20 protein-coding genes and 1 riboswitch are annotated in these 20564 nt (G+C 72.1%); of the genes, 16 read left to right on the plus strand and 4 right to left on the minus strand.

Annotation, left to right across the window (positions count from 1 at the left end; translation table 11 throughout):
* The first annotated feature begins 6 nt into the window (after nucleotides 1-6).
* From ACFO27_RS12545 to prpF, 10 genes are all read left to right on the plus strand, one after another.
* The gene (locus tag ACFO27_RS12545) at nucleotides 7-1320 is read left to right on the plus strand and encodes an extracellular solute-binding protein (RefSeq protein WP_376817626.1); all 1314 of its coding nucleotides are present in this window, start codon (nucleotides 7-9) and stop codon (nucleotides 1318-1320) included.
* Between the two features lie 235 nt (nucleotides 1321-1555).
* Nucleotides 1556-2518: a TrbG/VirB9 family P-type conjugative transfer protein gene (locus ACFO27_RS12550; RefSeq protein ID WP_376817627.1), complete on the plus strand. Its 963-nt coding sequence runs from the start codon at nucleotides 1556-1558 to the stop codon at nucleotides 2516-2518.
* Nucleotides 2515-4113: a hypothetical protein gene (locus ACFO27_RS12555; RefSeq protein ID WP_376817628.1), complete on the plus strand. Its 1599-nt coding sequence runs from the start codon at nucleotides 2515-2517 to the stop codon at nucleotides 4111-4113. Before ACFO27_RS12550 ends, ACFO27_RS12555 begins: the two co-directional genes overlap by 4 nt.
* 1 nt (nucleotide 4114) lies before the next feature.
* Entirely contained in the window at nucleotides 4115-5383 is a 1269-nt protein-coding gene (locus ACFO27_RS12560; protein ID WP_376817629.1) for a hypothetical protein, read from the plus strand.
* A 184-nt stretch (nucleotides 5384-5567) separates the two neighbouring features.
* Nucleotides 5568-5948: a hypothetical protein gene (locus ACFO27_RS12565; RefSeq protein WP_376817630.1), complete on the plus strand. Its 381-nt coding sequence runs from the start codon at nucleotides 5568-5570 to the stop codon at nucleotides 5946-5948.
* Nucleotides 5945-7639 (plus strand): ATPase, T2SS/T4P/T4SS family, encoded by a 1695-nt coding sequence (locus tag ACFO27_RS12570; RefSeq protein ID WP_376817631.1) that lies wholly within the window; start codon nucleotides 5945-5947, stop codon nucleotides 7637-7639. The genes ACFO27_RS12565 and ACFO27_RS12570 overlap by 4 nt, the downstream gene beginning before the upstream one ends.
* Nucleotides 7636-8751 carry a hypothetical protein gene (locus tag ACFO27_RS12575; RefSeq protein ID WP_376817632.1) on the plus strand — a complete coding sequence of 372 codons (1116 nt, stop codon included), beginning with the start codon at nucleotides 7636-7638 and terminating at the stop codon, nucleotides 8749-8751. The genes ACFO27_RS12570 and ACFO27_RS12575 overlap by 4 nt, the downstream gene beginning before the upstream one ends.
* Before the next feature lie 44 nt (nucleotides 8752-8795).
* Nucleotides 8796-9371 (plus strand): type 4 pilus major pilin, encoded by a 576-nt coding sequence (locus tag ACFO27_RS12580; protein WP_376817633.1) that lies wholly within the window; start codon nucleotides 8796-8798, stop codon nucleotides 9369-9371.
* Nucleotides 9372-9468: 97 nt separating this feature from the next.
* Entirely contained in the window at nucleotides 9469-10488 is a 1020-nt protein-coding gene (locus ACFO27_RS12585) for a hypothetical protein (RefSeq protein WP_376817634.1), read from the plus strand.
* Between the two features lie 188 nt (nucleotides 10489-10676).
* Nucleotides 10677-11858: a 2-methylaconitate cis-trans isomerase PrpF gene (gene prpF, locus ACFO27_RS12590; protein WP_376817635.1), complete on the plus strand. Its 1182-nt coding sequence runs from the start codon at nucleotides 10677-10679 to the stop codon at nucleotides 11856-11858.
* A 32-nt stretch (nucleotides 11859-11890) separates the two neighbouring features.
* Here the strand turns inward: prpF and ribB are convergent, their stop codons facing one another.
* From ribB to uraH, 3 genes are all read right to left on the minus strand, one after another.
* Nucleotides 11891-12571 (minus strand): 3,4-dihydroxy-2-butanone-4-phosphate synthase, encoded by a 681-nt coding sequence (gene ribB / locus ACFO27_RS12595; protein ID WP_376817636.1) that lies wholly within the window; start codon nucleotides 12569-12571, stop codon nucleotides 11891-11893.
* A gap of 104 nt (nucleotides 12572-12675) precedes the next feature.
* Nucleotides 12676-12845, minus strand: a riboswitch (FMN riboswitch).
* A gap of 99 nt (nucleotides 12846-12944) precedes the next feature.
* Nucleotides 12945-14192 (minus strand): urate hydroxylase PuuD, encoded by a 1248-nt coding sequence (locus tag ACFO27_RS12600; RefSeq protein ID WP_376817637.1) that lies wholly within the window; start codon nucleotides 14190-14192, stop codon nucleotides 12945-12947.
* A gap of 55 nt (nucleotides 14193-14247) precedes the next feature.
* Complete coding sequence (gene uraH, locus ACFO27_RS12605; RefSeq protein ID WP_376817638.1) at nucleotides 14248-14601, minus strand: hydroxyisourate hydrolase; 354 nt, start codon at nucleotides 14599-14601, stop codon at nucleotides 14248-14250.
* 227 nt (nucleotides 14602-14828) lie between these two features.
* Between uraH and ACFO27_RS12610 the strand changes: the two genes are divergently transcribed.
* From ACFO27_RS12610 to ACFO27_RS12630, 5 genes are all read left to right on the plus strand, one after another.
* Entirely contained in the window at nucleotides 14829-15605 is a 777-nt protein-coding gene (locus ACFO27_RS12610; protein ID WP_376817639.1) for a GntR family transcriptional regulator, read from the plus strand.
* A gap of 24 nt (nucleotides 15606-15629) precedes the next feature.
* Nucleotides 15630-16559 carry an allantoinase PuuE gene (puuE, locus tag ACFO27_RS12615; RefSeq protein ID WP_376817640.1) on the plus strand — a complete coding sequence of 310 codons (930 nt, stop codon included), beginning with the start codon at nucleotides 15630-15632 and terminating at the stop codon, nucleotides 16557-16559.
* A gap of 79 nt (nucleotides 16560-16638) precedes the next feature.
* Nucleotides 16639-17679: an allantoicase gene (gene alc, locus ACFO27_RS12620; RefSeq protein WP_376817641.1), complete on the plus strand. Its 1041-nt coding sequence runs from the start codon at nucleotides 16639-16641 to the stop codon at nucleotides 17677-17679.
* Between the two features lie 2 nt (nucleotides 17680-17681).
* Complete coding sequence (locus ACFO27_RS12625) at nucleotides 17682-18923, plus strand: M20/M25/M40 family metallo-hydrolase (protein ID WP_376817642.1); 1242 nt, start codon at nucleotides 17682-17684, stop codon at nucleotides 18921-18923.
* A gap of 28 nt (nucleotides 18924-18951) precedes the next feature.
* Nucleotides 18952-19182, plus strand: a complete 231-nt coding sequence (locus tag ACFO27_RS12630; protein ID WP_376817643.1) for a SlyX family protein — start codon at nucleotides 18952-18954, stop codon at nucleotides 19180-19182.
* A 77-nt stretch (nucleotides 19183-19259) separates the two neighbouring features.
* Here the strand turns inward: ACFO27_RS12630 and ACFO27_RS12635 are convergent, their stop codons facing one another.
* A complete protein-coding gene (locus tag ACFO27_RS12635) occupies nucleotides 19260-19508 on the minus strand; it encodes a GlsB/YeaQ/YmgE family stress response membrane protein (protein WP_376817644.1) in 249 nt (82 codons plus the stop codon).
* A gap of 186 nt (nucleotides 19509-19694) precedes the next feature.
* Here ACFO27_RS12635 and yghU point away from each other — a divergent pair, with 186 nt between their 5' ends.
* Nucleotides 19695-20561, plus strand: coding sequence for a glutathione-dependent disulfide-bond oxidoreductase (gene yghU / locus ACFO27_RS12640; RefSeq protein WP_376817645.1), 867 nt, complete (start codon nucleotides 19695-19697; stop codon nucleotides 20559-20561).
* Nucleotides 20562-20564 lie beyond the last annotated feature (3 nt).

A 20564-nucleotide genomic window follows, 5' to 3' on the forward strand; every position in this document is an offset into this window, starting at 1 on the left:
CTCATCATGAATCTTCCTTTTGGCTCCGGTACGTCGCGTCCGGGGATGCGCGCTGTCTGGACGCTCGTGGCCGCCGTCGCGGCCGCGCCCGCCTGGGCGGCGACCGAAGTGCCGGTCTGGCACACCCTCAAGGGCCACAACGCCGAAGTCTTCCAGGATCTGGTCAAGACCTACAACCGCAGCCAGTCCGACGTGAAGGTCGTGCCGCGCGTCTTCGACACGCCCGAGGCGCTCGACCAGGCGCTGGGCGCCGCCGCCCAGTCCAAGAGCCTGCCCGCCCTGGCGCAGATCGGCGACAGCCACACGCTGGAGGACATCGCCCAGCGCAGCTACGTGCAGCCGTTCCACACGCTGCAGAAGTCCTCGGCGCTGAAGGGCACGCGCTGGTTCGTGTCCTCGGACAATGCCTTCATCCATGACGCCAAGGGCCAGTTGATGGCCTTCCCGTACATGCTGGAAATCCCCGTCATGTACTACAACCAGGACGCCTTCAAGAAGGCCAAGCTGACGCCCGCCGCGCCGCAGCGCACCTGGATGGACCTGCAGGGCCAGCTCGTCACCCTGGCCAACAACGGTTCGCGCAAGTGTCCGCTGACCTCCGACCTGCCCGTGTCGATCAACCTGGAAAACCTGGCGGCGGTCAACAACCAGCTCTATGCCAGCGCCGACAACGGCCTGAAGGCCAAGGGCCTGCCCAGCTTCTCCTTCGACTCCACCTACGTGCGCCACCTGGCCCTGATGATCAGCTGGGTGCGTTCCGAGATCATGGTGCGTCCGGACGCGGGCATGCATTCCATCAGCCGTTTCGCCCAGGGCGAATGCGCCGTGCTGATGTCCAGCTCCGGCCACATCGGCGAGTTCCTCGGCCAGCGCAAGCTGCATTACGCGGTGTCCGGCCTGCCGTACTATCCCGAAGTCACGCGCAAGCCCGGCAACCCCTTCGTCAGCGGCGCCGGCCTGTGGGTCATGAAGACCGCCAAGCCGGTCACCGACGCCACGGCCGCCTTCCTGGGCTGGCTGTCGCAGCCCGAACAGGCGGCGCTCTGGTACCAGCAGACCGGCTTCCTGCCGCTGACCCAGGCCGCGTTCGACGCCACGCCCGCCAGCTACTACGCCAGCCTGGGCCAGTGGCGCGACCTGGTGTCCGTCTACAGCGGCAAGGCCGTCCTGACGGCGCAAGGCTTCCGCATCCACAACTATCCGGCCATCCGCTCGCGCTTCCAGCAGATCCTGGATTCCGCCCTGAACGGCCAGCAGCCGGCCGTCACCGCCCTGAACGTGGCGGCGGCCGAAGCCAACAAGCTGGTGCGCCAGCGCTGATCGCGGCGGCGGGCCGCACCGACGGCCCGCCCCGCCGCGGCGATTCCGGCTCCGGCGCGGTCGCCGCGGCCTCCGCCTCCTGATGTGCTCCGCCCCCGGGGCCGCGCCGATTCCATCGCGCGGCCCCGGGGGCGGACCTTTTCATCCGTTCGTATTTCCCAGTCTGGCGGCCCGCGCCCGGGCACGTCACCATGGGCGCCATGATTCACGACCGTGGTGTCGCCGGGGGGAAAACATGATCAGGATGTTGGGCGCGGGACTGTTGCTGGCGGGATTGGGGGGCTGCGCCGCCCCGTCGGACGGCGCCTGGTGGCGCGAGCTGGCCGGGCTGCCGCCGGCGCCTAGCGCCTACCGCTTCGACTGGCGCATCGCGGGCGATCCGGCGCTGGCGCCGCTGCAGGTCTTCGACGACGGGCGCGAAACCTGGCTGCAGTATCCCGTCGGCCAGCCGGTGCCCGCCGTGTTCGAGCGCGCCGCCGGGGGCGACCGGCTGCTGCGGCCCCGGCGCGAGGGAGACTACCTGATCCTGCGCGGCGTGCCGGAGCGCATCGTCCTGCGCGGCGGGCTGTCCCGGGCCGAGGCCTGGCGCGCGCCCGGGACGACGCCGGCGCCGGAGGCCGGCTTGCCGGCCTTGCCCTCGGCCGCCGCCGGATTCGCGTCCGCGCCGCGCGACGCGGAATCCATGGTCGCGGCCCAGGGGGCCGTCCCGGACGGGGCGGCCGGTCCGGCGCGCACGGCCGTGCCGGCGGTCGCGCACCTGCCGATGCCCGCGCCGCGTCCCCGGCCGATGCCGCCTCCGGTTCCGCCCGCGCCCCCGGCTCCGCCCGAGCGCCTGGACCGGCCCTCCGGCGACACGGCCGGTCCGGCCGCGGCCGCCGTCCGGGCGCCGGCCGCGGCCCGCGCCACGTCCTTCGAGGTCACGCCGGCCGACGGCAACGTCCGGCGGGCGCTGGGGCGCTGGGCGCATGCCGCGGGCTGGACCTTCGAATCCGAGCACTGGGACGTCGACGCCGACATTCCCCTGGCGGGTTCCGCCGTCTTCGGGGATTCGTTCCGCGCGGCGGTGCGCGGCCTGCTGTCCGCGACCGAACTCGGGGACCGGCCGGTCCAGCCCTGTTTCTACGCCAACCGGGTCCTGCGCGTCGTGCCGCTGGCGCAGCGCTGCGACCGGACCCGGGCGCCGGGAGCCGAGTCGTGACGTCCCTCCGCCGGCTCGGTCCGGCCATCCTGTGCCTGTGCCTGGGACTGTCCGGGTGCGCCTTCTCCGAACGCCTGCGTCAGGCGGCGGGCGACTTCCGCCTGGCGGGCGACACCGCGTCCCGCGAGCACGACCGGTTTTCCCGGGCCGCGACCGATGCCGACGCGCGCCGCGCCGCCCAGGACATCGACCGGCCCTGGGTCGCCGGGCGGGCGCAGCCGCTGGCCCGCGAACTGACGCTGCCCGCGCCCCTGCGCGCCCGCGTGCGCACGACCCTGCTGTTTTCCGACGGCACCGACGACCTGCGCCGGATCGCGCGGCGCATCGCCGCCGTCACGGGGATCCCGGTCCACGTGCGCCCCGATGCCCTGCTGCCGTCCGGGCTTTTCCTGCCGCGCCTGGCGGGCGGCGCGGGGCAGGGCGCTCCGGCCGCCGACCCGCCCGAGCCCTTCAACCTGGCGTCCGGCCCGGCGCCCTTGCCGCGGATCCTCGATCGCCTGTGCGCGCATCTCGGGGTGCGCTGGCGCTACGAGCGGGACCGCATCGAATTCTTCCGCACCGACACCCGGGTCTTCGACGTCCGGGCGCTCACGCTCGATGCGCGCGTCCAGGCTTCCCTGGGGCAGGGAAGGGATTCGTCCGACGGCGGCTTCGTCAGCGCTTCCGGCACCCGCCTGAGCGGCGGCGACCAGGACGTGATGAAGACCATCCGCGCCCGGATCGAGCCGTTCCTGTCCCGGGCCGGCGTGCTGGTGGCCGAACCCGGCGCCGGCGCGTCCGTCGTGGTCACCGACACGCCCGACGTCCTGGACCGCATCGCCCGCTACCTGGACCGGGAAAACCGGGCCCTGACGCGGCGCGTGCGCCTGGTCTTCGAAGAGCTGACCGTGGCCCTGAGCGAGCAGGCCCAGGCCGGCATCGACTGGAACCTGATCTTTTCCGGCGCCCGCCTGGCCGCCGGGCTGGCGGTGCCGGCCCTGGCCGGCGGCACGGGAGGGCAACTGGGGGTGAACATCGTCCAGGGACCGTTTTCGGGCAGCGAGGCCGTCATCCGCGCCCTGGGCGAGTCCGTCCAACTGGTGCGGCGCAGCAGCGTGCCCATCCTGGGGTTGAACAGGCGGCCGATCTCGCACGCGGTCCGGACGACGTTCTCGTACATCGACCGGATCGAAACCACGCCGGTCTCCGGCGCCACCGGCCTGGCGGTGCCGGCCGTGTCGGTCAACCAGAAGGCCGAGACCGTCGGATCCCTGCTGACCCTGGTGCCCGACGCCCAGGAAGACGGCCAGATCCTGCTGTCCCTGGCCTACGACAACACCGTGGCCCAGCCCCTCAAGACCGTCACCTTCGGCGACAAGGACCATCCCCTGCAACTGCAGCAGCTCACCATCGAGGGCAACGGGACAGTGCAGCAGTTGGCCCTGCAGCCGGGGCAGCCGCTGGTGGTGTCGGGGTTCGACCGGCAGACCTCCGAGTCCGCCGAGCGCCGCCTGAACCCCGGGGTGCCCGCGCTGTTCGGCGGCGGCAACCAGCTCAACGCCCAGCGGCTGACCACGGTGCTGATCATCACCGCCCAGGTCGAAGAGGGGCTCTGACATGGCGCGCACCGCTCGTCTCGTCTGGGTGGATCGGGTGCCGCTCGCCTTCGGGCTGGACTGGGTGCCGCTGCTGGGCGACCCGGAGGCCGCCCGGGCGCGGGCGCGCCGCCTGGGGGCTTCCCACCGGGTGGTGTCGGGCGACCCTCCCGCCGCGCTGGGCCTGGCGCGCGGCCTGCCCGCCGGTCTGGCCTGCTGGTCGGCGGCGGACCTGCTGGCGCGCCGCCATCCGCGCGGCACCGTGGCCTGCGTGCTGCCGCTCGAAGGGGGAATCTGGCACGTGCTGGCCGCCCACGAAGGCGTCGCCCTGGCGCGGGCCGACCGGGGCTACCCCGACGCGGACCTGGCCCGCGAGGCGATCGAGGCCCTGCGCCTGGCGCACCCGAAACTGGAGCTGCTCGCCGCGCAGGCCGGCGTGGGCGCGGCGGGGCCGCTGGAAGCGCTGGCGGGCCAGGCGGCGGGCCGGCCTCCCCTGGAACCGGTGCGCCGGCGCGGCCTGCGGCTGGCGCTGCTGGTCCTGGCGGCCGGCCTGGGGGCGGCCGGCTGGCTGCGCTGGGGCGGCGGCGCGGATGCGGCCGCCGCGCCCGATCCCGATGCGCGGGCCGGCTGGCACGCGGCGCTGGAACGCACGCTGGCCCGGCGCCCGCTTCATGGCGAGGCGGGCACCCGGGCCCTGCTGGACGCCTTGTACCGCCAGCCCGCGCGGCTCGGGGGCTGGTCCCTGCACGACCTGCGCTGCCAGCCCGGGCCGGACGGCGCGGTGTGGCAATGCGTGGGCGAATACCGCCGCCAGGGCCTCCTGGCGGACAACCGCGCATTGCTGCGGGCCGCGCCCGCCGGCTGGCGGCTGGACTTTCCCTCCCTGGACGTCGCCCGTGCCGCCTGGACCCTGTCCCTGCCCGGCCGGCGCCCGGAGCCGGACGGCCTGCCGCGCGCGGGGCTTCTGGCGCGCGACTGGACCAGCGCGCTCCAGGCGGTGCTGCCGGCCTTCTCCGTGCTGCGGCTCGAAGCGGCGCGCCCGCTGGCGGTGCCGCCGCCGCACGACGCCCAGGGCCGTGAGCTTCCCTTGCCCGGGGATTTTCCGGCCCTGGCCGTGCGCGCCCTGCGGGTCGAGGGACCGCTGCGCTCGGGCGCGCTGCTGGCGCCGCTGGCCCGGGCCGTCTCCTGGCACAAGGCCGCCCTGACCCTGGCGCCGAGCGCCCGGCCGGGCGTGCGCGCCAGCCGCCTGATCCTGCATCTCGAAGGGACCGTCTATGAAAACCGATCGTGAATTCGTGCGCGGAACGGGCGTTCCGGGCCCGGTTCCCCGTCCGTCCGGTTCCTCCGGATCATCCGGGGCCCTCCTGGGGGCCGCGGGACTGTGCCTGGCGCTGGCGTGGGGCGCGCCGCCGCCGGTCCGGGCGGAACCGCCGGCCGGCACCGTGCGGGCCGGCGAGCCATCCCCGGCGGATTCCATGCCGGAAGACCCCCAGGCCCGCTGGGAAACCCAGTCGGTGCGCGAGCTGATGCAGCAGGATCTGCGGGACGCGCTGGCTTCCCCGGCCGGCGGCCCCGCCGGCCGCGCCGGCCCGGGGAGCCGGGAGCCGGGCGTGCGGCCCGTGCTGGAACCCCGCCTGGTGGCGCTGTACGGTGTCGGCCAGGCCCTGATGGCCGAAATCCAGGTGGGCCGCCGGGCCTATCTGTACGTGCGCGGCCAGGCCTGGCCCGCGGGGTACGCCGGGGACCGGGGCGTCTATCAGCTGCGCGGCATGAATGGCGCCTGCGTCCAGCTCGAACGCGGCGAGGACCGGCATTCCCTGTGCCTGCGCATGCTGCTGGGCGAGGCGCGGCCATGAAACCCTGGTCGTCCGTCCTGCCGCTGGCCGAGCCCGAGCCGCCCTTCGATCCGGCCCGGGCCGGGGTGATCGACCACCCCGGCCAGCTGTCGGCGCTGCGGCCGGAGGTGCGGCGCGTGCTGGCGCGGGACCTGGGCGTCCAGTCGCTGGCGGACCGGATCTGCCCGGTGGAGCGGGCCGACGGCAGCGTCACGCTGCTGGCCCGGGCCGAATACGTCGGCAGCGACCAGGCCGACGCGCTGGAGCGGCGCCTGCGGGCCGACGGGCGTTCCCTGTCCGAACCGTCCCGCTACGTCCTGCCGGCGGCCCTGCTGCTGGCCCTGTCGCGCGAGGGCGGCGCGGCGGTTCTGGCGCAGGCGGGGGACCGCACCCCGACCGCCCTGGCCGGGGTGTTCCAGGATCTGGTCGAATGGGGCGTGCGCCAGGGGGCGACGGACCTGCACCTGAACATCCATCGCGACGCGGCGGAATCCGAGGTCCGCTACACCGTGTCCGGCCGCTATGTCGCCCCGGAGCGCTTCCGCCACATGCCGACCGGGCTGCTGCGGGACGTGCTGGCGGTGGCCTGGATGGACATCCAGGGCGGCAACGGAGCGGTCTTCGATCCGCTGCTGGAGCAGCAGGGCAGCCTGCTGCGCCGCGTGGACGGCCGGGCCTACGTTTTGCGCTGGGCCTCGCTGGCCGCCGACCGGGGGCCCAGCGTCTGCCTGCGCTTCCTGGCGCGCGACGCCGGGTCCGGCCCCGCCACGCTGGACGGTCTGGGCTACCGGGCCGACCAGGTGGCCTGTTTCGAGCGGGTGCTGAAATCCGAGGGTGGCGCCCTGGTGTTCGCGGGCACCGTGGGCTCGGGCAAGTCGACCACGCTGGCGACCCTGATCCGCGGGCTGCCGGCGCACCGCAAGATCATCACGCTGGAAGAACCGGTGGAATACCGGATCGACCGGGCGGTGCAGAACACTATCGGCCGCGACCTGGACCAGCAGGCGCATGGCCGCTACGCCGCCAAGCTGCGCACCCTGAAGCGCTCGGCCATGACCGACGTGCTGCTGGGGGAAATCCGCGATGCCGAAAGCGGGCTGGCCTTCATGGACCTGGCGGGGTCCGGCGTCAATGTCTACACCACCGTGCACGCGCCCTCGGCGCGTGCCATCGTCGACCGGCTGGCCTCCGATTTCATCGCCGTGCCGCGCGATTTCCTGGCCACGCCCGGCATCCTCAAACTGCTCGTCTACCAGGCGCTGCTGCCCCGGTTGTGCCCGGATTGCGCGGTGCCGGCCAGCCCCGCCGAACTCGTGCGCCAGCAGCCGGGCGGGGGCGTCGGCCACTGGCGGCGCTGGCTGGACTGGATCGGACTGGCCTGGGATGTCGATCCGGCGGCGCTGCGCCTGCGCAACCCGGACGGTTGCGCGCATTGCCGCCGGGCCGTGCTGCCGGAACTCTTCGGCTATGACGGGCGGACCGTGGCCGCGGAATGCCTGGAACCCGGCCTGCCCGGCGCGGACGGCGGCAACGGCCACGTGCCGGACCCGCGGACCAGCGCCATGGCGCACGCCATGGAAAAAGCCGTCGCCGGCCTGGTGGATCCACGCGACGTCGAGGTGCGTTTCATGGCCTTCGAAACCCTGCTGCTGCGCCAGGGCCGGCTGCCATCCGGCGACGCCGCGCCGCGCCGGACGGGGGCGGGCCGATGACGCGGGGGCGCGCGATGCTGGCGCGGCTGCGCCTGCGCCTGGATGCCTGGCGGTTCGCCGGCGTCCGGGCGGACTACTTCGACTATCTCCAGGCGGTGCTGCTGGGCGCGCAGGGCCGCCTGACCGTGCGCGAGCTCTTCGACCGGGATGCCGCGCGCCATGGCCCCGGCACGGTGCGCGGGCGCCTGTCGCGGGCCTGGGCGCGGGCCTGCGAGGCCAGCGGCGGCGATCTGCACGCCACCTGGCTGGGCTGCTTCCCGGCGGACGAGCTGGCCCTGGTGCGGGCGGCCCAGGCCTATGGCAACGCCCGGCTGCTGGCCTGCTTCCAGGCTCTGTCCGGCCATCTGGCGCTGCTGATCCAGGCGCGGCGCATGCTCTGGGCCACGCTGGGCTCGGCCGCCGCGGCCCTGCTGGTGGCCAGCCTGCTGTTGCTGGCTTTGCCGCAGTGGACGGTGCCGGCCTTGCGGCAGGCTTTCCAGGGCCTGCCGGCCGCTTATCTGGGCGACTGGTCGCGGGCGCTGTTCGCCGGTGCGGATTGGCTGCGCGCCTGGGGCGCCTGGCTGCCGGCCGGGATCTGCGCGCTGCTGGCCGCCGGCCTGCATTCCCTGCCGCGCTGGCGCGGGCCGCTGCGCCGGCGGCTGGACCGCCATGGCCCCTGGCGCCTGTACCGCCAGGTCCAGGCCTTGCGCCTGCTGGCCCTGGTCTCGATCCTGCTGCAGCCGGGAGCGGGCGGTTCGACCCAGCTGCGGCCGATGATCCTGCTGTTCCTGGAGGACGCCGGCCCCTGGCTGGGCGGCCACCTGGAACGCATCGCCGACCGCATCGACCAGGGGCTGGCCGGCGCGTCGGCCTTCGATACGGGGCTGCTGGACCGCGACCTGTACTGGTACCTGGAGGACATGGCCGCCGCGCGCGGCCTGCAGGCCGGGTTGCAGGCGGCCCATCGGCGGATGGCCGGCCGCTGGCTGGACCGCGTCCGGAACCAGGCCCTGGCATTGCGCTGGGCGGCGCTGCTGCTGGGGGCGGCGGTCGTGCTGGGGATCGGCCTGTGGCACTACGCCGCGCTCGACGAGCTGCGGCGCGGCTGGATGATGTTTCATGCCGGCTCCTGAGAGCCGGTTCATTCGCACGCCGGGCATCCGGCAAAGGAGGCTTCATGCATGGGTTGGAACAATCGCGCGCCGCGCGCCGCCGGACGGGACAGGCGGGCTTTTCCCTGGTCGAGGTCTCGATCGTCACCGCCATCGTGCTGCTGATCGCGGTCATCGGCATTCCCGCGATCGGCGGCTACGTGATGGAGAACAAGGTGCCCAAGGTCGGCCAGGAACTGGCCCGCTTCGTCATGCACGTGCGCGTCAACGCCGGGACCTCCGGCGACGCGCCTTATGAGGACATCGGCACGGCCAACCTGGCGGCCATGGTGGCGGACTCCACCGTGCTGACCCTGGCGAGCGACGGCGCGGTGCTGCACGGGCTGGGGGGCGGCGGCACGGTCGAGATCGAATCGGCGGATGCCGGCGCGGCGTTCCTGCTGCGCCTGAAGCGGGTGAACCACGTGGCCTGCCCCTCGATCGCGTCGGTGCTGCAGCGGGTGGCCGACCGCATCACGGTGGAGGCCGATGGCGCCGCCGCCCGCACGGTCAAGGACGAGGCCACGACCTACAACGCGCTGTCGGCGGAATCGGCCTGCGCCAAGGGGGACGTCAACCAGTTCGTGTTCCATGTCAGTTGATCGCGCGTCCGGGCGCACGCCTCGCCCTTCGGGACGAGGCCAGGCGGGGCCGCGGCCTTCGCCGCGCGCCCAGCGGGGTTCCCTGCTGCTGGAATTCATGGCCGTCGCGGTCCTGGGCCTGGTCCTGGCGATCTGGGCCGGCCAGGAATGGGCGCAGCGCGCCCGGGCGCTGCAGGCCCGTTCCCTGGCCGCCTGGATGGGCGTCGCCCGCGACGCGGCCGAAGCCTTCCTGGCGCGCCACGCGGCCGACCTCGCCGGCGCCGCGGCCGCCGATGCCCTGGCCGGGCAGGGCTACGCCGACTGGACGGCGCCGCGCTGGGAAGAACTGCGGGCGGCGGGCCTGCTCGCCGGCGGCTGGCAGGCCGCGGGGCCGTTGCGCCGGACCCTGGGACTGCGGGTGGCGCGCGAGGGCGAGTGTCCCGAGGCGGCCTGCCGCGTGTGGGCGCTGGTGCATGCGCGGCCCGCCCTGCGGACCGCCGCCGGCGGGGTGGACGAGGCGCTGGTGGCGGAATGGCTCCAGGCCGCCGAGGGGCGCGGGCTGGTGGTCTGGCCGCGCCAGCCCGGCTTCCTGGGCGGCGCCGGCCTGCGCATTCCGGTGCCGGAAGAGGGCGCCGCGGACTGGGCGGCCGGGGTCGTGGCGCTCGCCGCCCGTACGTCCGCGGGGCCGGGGGGCGGTGCGGGGGCCGGGGGTGACGATGAAGCCTATCTCCGGGTGCGGGACGCCCGCGATCCGGATTTCCAGGGCGATGCCACGGTCCAGGGCGTGGTGCGCAGCGGGACGCGCCTGGCCGCGCGCGACAGCCTGCATCTGGAGCGGGGCTGGGGCGTCGGCGAGCCCTGCGCGCCGGAGGGCGCGCTGGGACGGCCCAGGGAGGGCGCGGGCGTGCTGGCCTGCCGGCAAGGGTACTGGGCCCTGGCGGCGCGGCCGGCCGGCGGCGGCTACATGCTGAACAGCCGCCGGGGCTGCCTCAGCGCCATGGGCGTCCCCTCGGTCAATCCGGTCACCGGCGCCTGCTCGTGCCCGACCGGATACGCCATGACGCAGGTGGCCGAAAGCGGCTCCCTCACGGCTCCGGAGGGCCTGACCGTGGGGTATCTGTGCCTGTCGCAGAAATGAGCCGGGCGGATCGTGGATGCGGCGCCTGCGCGCGATCGGCGTTCCTCGGCGGCCGGGCCGGGGAGAGCGGTAGAATGGCCTCCCGGCCCGCGCCCGGCGCCCGGCCGGGCTTTCGGCGCCGCGCCCCGTTCCACGCCGAAGGCCGCGCGCCCGGGCGCGTGCCCGAACCGATTCCAGGGATACCCGTGATGAGCGATGCCTTCGACCCCGACGCGCCGATCCAGGCCACCTACATGCGCGGCGGCACCAGCAAGGGCGTGTTCTTCACGCCCGCCGACCTGCCGCCGGCGGCGCGCGCGCCCGGCGCGGCGCGCGACGGCCTGCTGCTGCGCGTGATCGGCAGCCCCGACCCCTACGGCCAGCAGATCGACGGCATGGGCGGCGGCACGTCCAGCACCAGCAAGGTGGTGCTGGTGTCGCGCAGCGCGCGCGGCGATTGCGACGTCGACTACCTGTACGGCGCGGTGTCCATCGGTACGCCCGTGATCGACTGGAGCGGCAATTGCGGCAACCTGACCGCCGCCGTCGGCCCGTTCGCCATCGCCCGGGGCCTGGTGGACGCGCCGGCGGACGGCGTCGTCGCGGTGCGCATCTGGCAGGCCAACATCGGCAAGAAGATCGTCGCCCACGTGCCCGTGTCGCGCGGCCGGGTCGTCGAGTCCGGTTCGTTCGTGCTGGACGGGGTCGCGTTTCCGGGCGCGGAGATCCGGCTCGAATTCCTCGATCCCGGCGCCGGCGACGCGCTGCTGCCGACCGGGCGCGTCGTGGACGAACTGGACGTGCCGGGCGTCGGCCGGATCGAGGCCACGCTGATCGATTCGGGGATTCCCTCGATCTTCGTCACGGCCGCCAGCCTGGGACTGCGCGGCGACGAGACCCAGGCCGAGGTCAACGCCGACACCGGCCTGCTGGCCCGGCTGGAGGCCGTCCGGGCGCATGGCGCGGTGGTCATGGGCCTGGCGGCCGGCGTCCGGGAAGCCACGCGCGACCGGCCCCACACCCCCAAGCTGGCCTTCCTGGCGCCGCCCGCGGATTTCACGGCGGCGGACGGCCGGCGGATCGCCGCCGGCGAGATCGACCTGCTGGCCCGGATCCTGTCGATGGGCAGGCTGCACCACGCCATGACCGGGACCGGGGCGGTTGCGATCGCGTCGGCCGCCGCGATCCCCGGCACCCTGGTGGCGCGGCTGCGGCGGCCCGGCGCGGACGGCCGCGTCCGCATCGGGCATGCCTCCGGCATCCTGGCGGCCGGCGCCGAGGCGGAACGCGCCGAAGGCGGCTGGCGGATCTCGAAGGTCGTCGCCAGCCGCAGCGCGCGCCGCCTGATGACGGGCATGGTGCATCCGGCGCCGCTGCCGGACGCGGGCTGAGGTCGCCCGTCCGGGCGCCTCATGCTCCCGCGTCAGGCGTCCCGGTCCAGGACATACGCCGCCAGGTCGGCGATGGAAAGCACGGGCAGGCCGTGCCGGCCGGCGTAATCGAGCATGTCGCGCCCCCGCATCATGGTCCCGTCGGGATTCATCAGTTCGCACAGCACGCCGATCGGCCGCAGGCCCGCCAGCCTGGCGAGGCAGACCGATCCTTCCGTATGGCCGCGGCGCGCCAGCACGCCGCCGGGATGCGCGCGCAGCGGGAATACGTGGCCGGGCCGCACCAGGTCCCCCGGACCGGCCTTGGGGTCGATGGCGGTCAGGATGGTCGTGAGCCGGTCGCGCGCGCTGACCCCGGTGGTCACGCCCGAACGGGCCTCGATCGTCACGGTGAAGGCCGTGCCGTACGGACTCTGGTTGTCCTCCACCATCGGCGGCAGACGAAGGCGGTCGATGTCCTCGTCCGTCAGGCACAGGCATACGATGCCGCTGCCGTCGCGGATCAGCTGGGCCATGGTGCGCTCGGTCAGGCGTTCGGCGGCCAGGATCAGGTCGGCCTCGTCCTCGCGGTCGTTGTCGTCCGTCAGCAGGACCGGGATCCCCTGGCGCACGGCGTCCAGCGCCGCGAGCACGCGGCGCCGCGCGGACTGCGTGGCGGAAGAGGGGAAAGGCGTGGCCGGCGCGGTGCGTCCGGCGGGTTGGGTTTGAAACATTCAAACGCTCCTCGATCAAGAGTTGAGAAGACGTTTTCGGGGCGCGCAGCCGCGCCCGCGACCGGCACGGCCGCAGGCCGTACGCATGCCGCAGACGCGGGTCTGCCCATCTTCTTCCATCCGGACTGTGACCGTCGGCCCTGGTGTGCTGCCAGGTCTGCTGACCCCGCCGCACGGGGCGGCGGGCGCTCGCGGGCTCGCGAGGGCCTTGCGGCATTGCGCCGCAGCCTCGCCTACCGCCGGTGGGGAATTCCGCCCCGCCCTGAAGACGCTTGTGCCGGCGGGATGCCGGCACAAGGATTTTATAGAAAGGCGGCGCTGTCGATCAATCCGCGTTTCCCGACAGCGGGCGCGGGACGGTCCGCACTAGGTCCTACTTGCCGTTCCAGGCGGCGATCACGGCGCGTTCCTCGTCCGTCATCTGCGTCAGGTTGGCCAGCGGCATGTACTTGCTGGCGACGACCTGCTTGATCTGGTCGGCGTGCTGCAGGGTCTGCTCGTTGGTGTCCAGCATGATCCCGGCCGGCGCGGCGGCGAAGCCGGCCTGCGTGGGCTTGGCCGAGTGGCATTCCGTGCAGCGGGCCATGACGATGCCGTGGACCTGTTCCACCGTGACGGCGGCCTGCGACGGGGCGGCCGCGCCGCTTGCCTGACCGGCCTGGGCGGCGGGAGCGGAGGCCGCGGCCGGCGCGGGCGACGGGGCGGCGATCCAGCCGATGATCGCCAGCATCGCGATGCCGGCCAGCGGGTAGCGCAGGTCGTTCTTGCCGGTGTGGCGCAGCACGAAGTACTGGCGGATCACCGCGCCGGCGAAGATGAACAGGCTCATGATGACCCAGGCGTATTCGTTCGTATAGGTGAACGAATAGTGGTTGCTGAGCATCAGGAAGATCACCGGCAGGGTGAAGTAGGTGTTGTGCACCGAGCGCTGCTTGCCCAGCAGGCCGTCCAGCGGATTCGGCTTTTCGCCGGCCTTCAGGGCCTTGACCATGCGGCGCTGGCCGGGGATGATCCAGAAGAGCACGCTGGCCGACATGCAGGTCGCCATCAGCGCGCCGGTGATCAGGAACGCGGCGCGGCCCGGGAAGATCTGCGTGGTCAACCAGGACACGATCACCATCATCACGCCCACGGCCACGCTCAGCAGGCCGTCGCGCTCGACGGTGGGGCTGATGATGCGGCACAGGCGCGAATAGACGTTGTAGCCGATCACCAGGAACGCCACGGCCAGGATGCCGGCCTCGGTGCCGTTCATGTTGCGCGCCCATTCCCAGGGGCTGGCCGGATTGACCAGGTAGATGTCGGCGCGCAGCAGGTACAGCAGCATGAACAGGCCGAAGCCCGACAGCCAGGTGGTGTAGGACTTCCAGAACGACCAGTGCAGGTCGTCGGGCAGTTCGGCCGGGTTGGTCAGGTATTTCTGGTTGTGGTAGAAGCCGCCGCCGTGCACGGCCCACATTTCGCCGTACACGCCCAGCTTCCTGGCGTGCTCGCCCCTGGGGGCGTGCAGGCTCAGGTCGAGCATGACGAAATAAATGGATTCGCCGATCCAGGCGATGGCGGCGATGACGTGCAGCCAGCGCAGCAGCAGGTTGCCGTACTCAAGGAAAAAGCCTTCCATGAGAGTCTCCTCTTGGTTTCTTCGTTCGTGGGGATTGCCGGGATGAGCGTGGCGCTCAGCTGCCGCGATAGGTGGACCAGGTCCACGGCGTCACGACCAGGGGGACGTGATAGTTCTCGTCCGGATTGGCCACGCCGAAGCGCAGCACGACCTGGTCGACGAAACGGGGTTCGGGCAGCGGCACTCCCTTGCGGGCGAAGTAGTCACCGGCATGGAAGACCAGCTCGTACACGCCCCGGGTCAGCGCGGGACCGCTGAGCAGGGGCGCGTCACAGCGGCCGTCCTGGTTGGTGGCCGTCCGTGCGAGCAGGGTGCGGGAATCGCCGTCGAGGCGATAGAGTTCGAGGGCGACGCCCTGGGCTGGCACACCGTGCACGGTGTCCAGGACATGGGTGGAGAGTTTTCCCATGGGATTTACGCCGGTCAGTATCCTGCCAATAGGCCCCCGGTATGGCCGGACCCGGCGAATGGTTCGCCGGTTCGCGAAGCGCCGGCGCGGGCCGGCGGATTTCGGGGCAGGACGGGTACGAATGATTGTAGACGAATGATTGTCAACAATTTGTGTTGACGATTCTGGTCCGATACACAATAATTGTCAACAATTTTCGTCGTCAATCCATCCTGTCGTTTTCACCTATGGCCATGCTCCAGCTGAAGCCCTCCCGCGCCGCCCAGGACCTGAAGGCGCCGCGCGCCTCGACCCTGCGCGACCCCAAGCCGGCCGGCGAGCCGTCGGACGTCGATCGCGTCTATGGGGAAATCTTCGACGCCGCCATGGACCGCCGGCTGCTGCCAGGGGCCAAGCTGACCGAATCCGCGCTGTGCGCGGCCTTCGACTGCTCGCGCGGCACGGTGCGGGCGGCGCTGGCGCGGCTGGCGCACGACAAGATCGTGGCGATCGAGCCCAATCGCGGCGCCTACGTCTGGCAGGCCGAGCCCAAGGAAGTGCGCGACGTGTTCGCCATGCGCCGCGCGCTCGAATGCATCGTGATCGACATGCTGACGGCGCTGGACGACGTGGCCGACCGGCTGGCGCCCCTGCACGGAATGGTCGAGCGCGAGCAGCGCGCCTTCGAGCAGGGCGACCGCATCAGCTGGCTGCGCCTGTCCAACGCCTTCCACGTCGAGCTCGCCCGCCTGCTGGACAACCAGGTGCTGACGGAAATGCTGGCCGGCCTGTGCGCCCGCACCACGCTGATCATCGCCCTGGGGGACGCGCCCGAGGACAGCACCTGCTCGTACCTGGAGCACAGGGACATCCTGGACCGCATCGCGCGGCGCGACGCCCCGGGCGCGCGCGCCGCCATGGACCATCACCTCAAGGACTGCGAACAGCGGATGGACGCGGCGCCCGGCTCCGGCGCCGATCCCTGGTCCACGCTCCAGCGTCAGACCCTGACCCCATCGACCTGAACTCATTCAACAGGAGACCCTCCCATGACAGACAAGCACTACCCCCGCGACCTGGCAGGCTATGGCCGCACCCCCCCGCACGCCAACTGGCCGGGCCAGGCGCGCGTGGCCGTGCAGTTCGTCGTCAACTACGAGGAGGGCGGCGAGAACTGCGTGCTGCACGGCGATCCGGGGTCGGAGCAGTTCCTGTCCGAGATCATCGGCGCGGCGGCCTATCCCGCCCGCCACCTGTCGATGGAATCCATCTACGAATACGGTTCGCGCGCGGGCGTCTGGCGCATCCTGCGCGAATTCGAGCGCCGCGGCCTGCCTCTGACGGTCTTCGGCGTGGGCATGGCGCTGGAGCGCAATCCCGAGGTCGCGCGCGCCTTCGTCGAGCTGGGCCACGAGGTCGCCTGCCACGGCTACCGCTGGATCCACTATCAGGACGTGCCCGAGGACGTCGAGCGCGAGCACTTCCTGCGCTGTGTGGAAATCGTCACGAAGCTGCTCGGCCGCCACCCCGAAGGCTGGTACACCGGGCGCGACAGCCCCAACACCCTGCGCATCGTCGCCGAGGAAGGCCGGTTCCTGTACGACGCCGACTACTACGGCGACGACCTGCCGTTCTGGACCGAGGTGGACCTGGGCAACGGCAAGGTCCATCCGCAGCTCATCGTGCCCTACACCCTGGACACGAACGACATGCGCTTCGCCTCGCCGCAGGGCTTCAACACCGCTGATCATTTCTTCACCTACCTGCGCGACGCCTTCGACGTGCTCTACGCCGAAGGCGAGGCCGCGCCGAAGATGATGTCGGTCGGCCTGCACTGCCGCCTGATCGGCCGTCCGGGCCGGTTCGCGGGCCTGCAGCGCTTCCTGGACCACATCCAGAAGCACGACCGCGTCTGGATCGCCACCCGCGCCGACATCGCCCGCCACTGGGTGAAGGAACACCCCTACAAACCCGCCTGATTCCGGCGGTTCCATCCCATTCCCGGACCGGGCGCCGAAGAGCCCCGGCGGGTCTCACAGCCTCTTTGGAGCATATCCCATGGCTTCTCCCAATCTGCCCGTCGGCACCGTCATCGACGCCCCCGCGGTCGATCTGCCCGCCTTCGCCACCCGCCACCCGAACCTCGCCAGCGAAAGCCTGGGCGCCCGGGTGCTGTCCTGCTCGGACGAGTTCTTCGCCTGCGCGCAGCGCATGCTGCAGGATTCCGAGCCCGTCTTCATCGTCGGCAAGTTCGACGACCACGGCAAGTGGATGGACGGCTGGGAGACCCGCCGCCGCCGCAACGGCGGCAACGACCATGCCATCGTCAAGCTGGGCCTGCCGGGCACGATCAAGGGCCTGGACATCAACACCAGCCACTTCACCGGCAATTTCCCGCCCGCCGCGTCCGTCCAGGCCGCGTCCTGCGAAGGCGAGCCCGACGCCGGGACCGAGTGGGTCGAGCTCGTCGCGGCCAAGTCGCTGCAGGGCAATTCCCACCATTTCGTCGAGATCGGCGACGGCCGCGTCTGGACCCACCTGCGCCTGAACATCTTCCCGGACGGCGGCGTGGCACGCCTGCGCGTCTACGGCCAGCCGGCCTGCGACTGGGACCGGCGCGACCCGGATGCCCTGGTCGAAGTGTCGGCCCTGGCCAGCGGCGGGCGCGTCGTCGCCTACAGCGACGCCCACTTCGGCATGCCCACCAGCGTGATCAAGGCGGGCCGCGGCGTCAACATGGGCGACGGCTGGGAAACCCGCCGCCGCCGCGAGCCGGGCAACGACTGGCTGATCCTGGAACTGGGCCACCCGGTCGAAGTGGAAAAGATCGAGATCGACACGGCGCACTTCAAGGGCAACTATCCCGACCGCGTCTCGGTGCAGGGCGCGCTGGTGGCCGAGTCGACCGACCAGTCCCTGGTGACCCAGGCCATGTTCTGGCCCGAATTGCTGGGCGAGCAGAAGACCGAGATGGACAAGCAGCACTTCTACGAAGGCGACGTCATCCGCAAGGTCGGTCCCGTGTCCCACGTGCGCGTGAACATGTTCCCCGATGGCGGCATCAGCCGCGTGCGCATCTGGGGCCGCCTGGTCCGCTGACGATGGAAAAGACCCTCCACGCCGCCTTGCACGCCTGGGTGGACGCCCATTTCGACGAGCAGGTGGCGCTGCTGCGGCGCCTGGTGGCCGTGCCCACCGACACGCCGCCGGGCGACAACGCCCCGCACGCCGAGGTCGTGGCCGCCCTCCTCGAAGGCTGGGGCTGGGAAGTGGAGCGCCACCGCGTGCCCGACGAGGAAACGCGGGCCTACGGCATGCGCAGCATCACCAACCTGATCGTGCGCCGCCGCTACGGCGCGGGCGGCCCCGTGCTGGCGCTCAACGCCCATGGCGACGTGGTGCCGCCGGGCGAGGGCTGGACCCACGATCCCTACGGCGGCGAAGTCGTGGACGGGCGCCTCTACGGCCGCGCCTCGGCCGTGTCCAAGAGCGACTTCACCACCTATCTGCACGCGGTGCGCGCGCTGGAGTCCAGCGGCGCGCCCCTGAAGGGCGCCGTGGAGCTGCATTTCACCTACGACGAGGAATTCGGCGGGCTCAAGGGGCCGGGCTGGCTGCTGGAGCGCGGCCTGACGAAGCCGGACTACGCGGTCTGCGCCAGTTTCAGCCATGCCGTGGTCACGGCGCACAACGGTTGCCTGCAGTTCGAGATCACCGTCCACGGCAAGGCCACGCACGGGTCCGCGCCGAAGACCGGGCACGACGCCCTGCGGGCGGCCAGCCGCGTTCTGGACGAGATCTACCGCCAGGCCGACGCGCTCGACGGCATCGAGTCGCGGATCGAGGGCATCACGCATCCCACCATGATCGTGGGCCGCATCGACGGCGGCACCCACACCAACGTGGTGCCGGGCAAGGTGGTGCTGAAGCTGGACCGCCGCCTGATTCCCGAAGAGGATCCCGCCGAGGTCGAGGCCGGGGTGCGCGCCTTCATCGCCGCCGCCGTGGCCGGCCTGCCGGGGATCACGGTCGAGGTGCGCCGCATCCTGCTGGCGCGGGCGCTGCGGCCGCTGCCCGGCCACGAGAAGCTCGTCGCCAGCCTGCGGCGGCATGCGCGCGCGGTGTTCGGCGAGGACATCCCGGCCGTGGGCACGCCGCTGTACGCCGACGCGCGCCTGTACGCGGAGCACGGTGTGCCGACCGTCATGTACGGGGCGGGACCGCGCACCGTCATGGAATCGCGCGCCAAGCAGGCCGACGAACACGTTATGCTGGAGGACTTGCGCGGCGCCACCCGGGTCGTGGCCAGCCTGCTGGTCGATTTTTTGACGCCCGCCGCCTGAACCCTGGAATTCCGGTAGGACAAGAGACATGAACGAAGCCGATATCGACCCCGCCGCCCTGGAAAAACGCCTGGTGGACCTGGAGGTCAAGGCGGCGTATGCCGACGACCTCCTGGACCAGTTGAACCGCACGGTGTTCCGCCAGCAACAGCAGATCGAATCCCTGGCGCGCGAATTGCTGGCCCTGCGCCAGCAGATCGCGGTCGGCGGCGCGCCCGGCCCGGGCGGCGGCGGTGACGAGCGGCCGCCGCATTACTGAGCGCTCCGCATGGGGCGCCGGGACCGGCCGCTTCCGCCGCCGGTCCCGGCGCCGCACGCGGGCGGTGCGCGGAGACGTCAGGATCGCTTGGCGATGAACCCGTACACGCCCAGCACGATCAGGGCCCCGATGATGGAGCCGATCCAGCCCGCGCCTTGGCCTGCCTGGTAGAAGCCCAGCGCGGCGCCCAGGTAGCCGGCCACGATGGAGCCGACGATCCCCAGGACCGTGGTCAGGATCCAGCCCAGCTTCTGTTCGCCGGGCATGATCGCCCGCGCGATCAGGCCGACGATGAACCCGACGACAATCATGCTGATGATACCCATCCGCTACTCCTTTTAAGGTTGAATGAAGTCGGTCCATCATAGGGCCAGGCGGGGGGTTCGTCCAGCGGAAGCGCGCCCGGCGCGCGCCGTGATCGGATCCGGTTCACAGCATCGGCCGATGCTGGTACCGTAGATGCTTTTGCCGCCGCACCGCCTGCCGGAGGCGGCTCACCAGGAGCATGCAGCATGAATCAGACGTCCGAATACCAGCCGCCCAGGGTCTGGACCTGGGACCAGCCCAGCGGCGGCCGGTTCGCCAACATCAACCGCCCCGTGTCGGGGCCGACGCACGAGCGCGAGCTGCCGGTCGGCAAGCATCCGCTGCAGCTCTACTCCCAGGCCACGCCCAACGGGGTCAAGGTCACGATCCTGCTGGAAGAACTGCTGGCGCGGGGCCATTCGGGGGCGGAATACGACGCCTGGCTGATCCGCATCGGCGAGGGCGACCAGTTCGGCAGCGGCTTCGTCGGCGTCAATCCCAACTCCAAGATCCCGGCGCTGGTGGACCGCAGCGGCCCGTCGCCCATCCGGGTCTTCGAGTCCGGGGCGATCCTGACGCACCTGGCGGAAAAGTTCGGCGCCTTCCTGCCGACCGAACCCGCCGCCCGGGCCGAATGCCTGTCCTGGCTGTTCTGGCAGGTCGGCAGCGCGCCGTACGTGGGCGGCGGCTTCGGCCATTTTTACGCCTACGCCCCCGTCAAGATCGAATACGCCATCAACCGCTTCGCCATGGAGGCCAAGCGCCAGCTGGACGTGCTCGACCAGCGCCTGGCCGATCACGAATTCGTGGCGGGGGACGACTACACCATCGCCGACATGGCGATCTGGCCCTGGTACGGCGGGCTCGTCCTGAACCAGGTCTACGGGGCGGCGGAATTCCTGTCGGCCGGCGACTACCGCCACGTGCTGCGCTGGGCCCGGGCCATCGGCGAGCGCCCGGCGGTGCGGCGCGGGCGGATGGTGAACCGCACGTCCGGCGATCCGTCCGAGCAGCTCTGGGAACGCCACGACGCGTCGGATTTCGACACCCGCACCCAGGACAAGATCGCCTGAGCC

It is taken from the genome of Castellaniella denitrificans (genome assembly GCF_042653765.1).
Taxonomy (GTDB): domain Bacteria; phylum Pseudomonadota; class Gammaproteobacteria; order Burkholderiales; family Burkholderiaceae_B; genus Castellaniella; species Castellaniella denitrificans.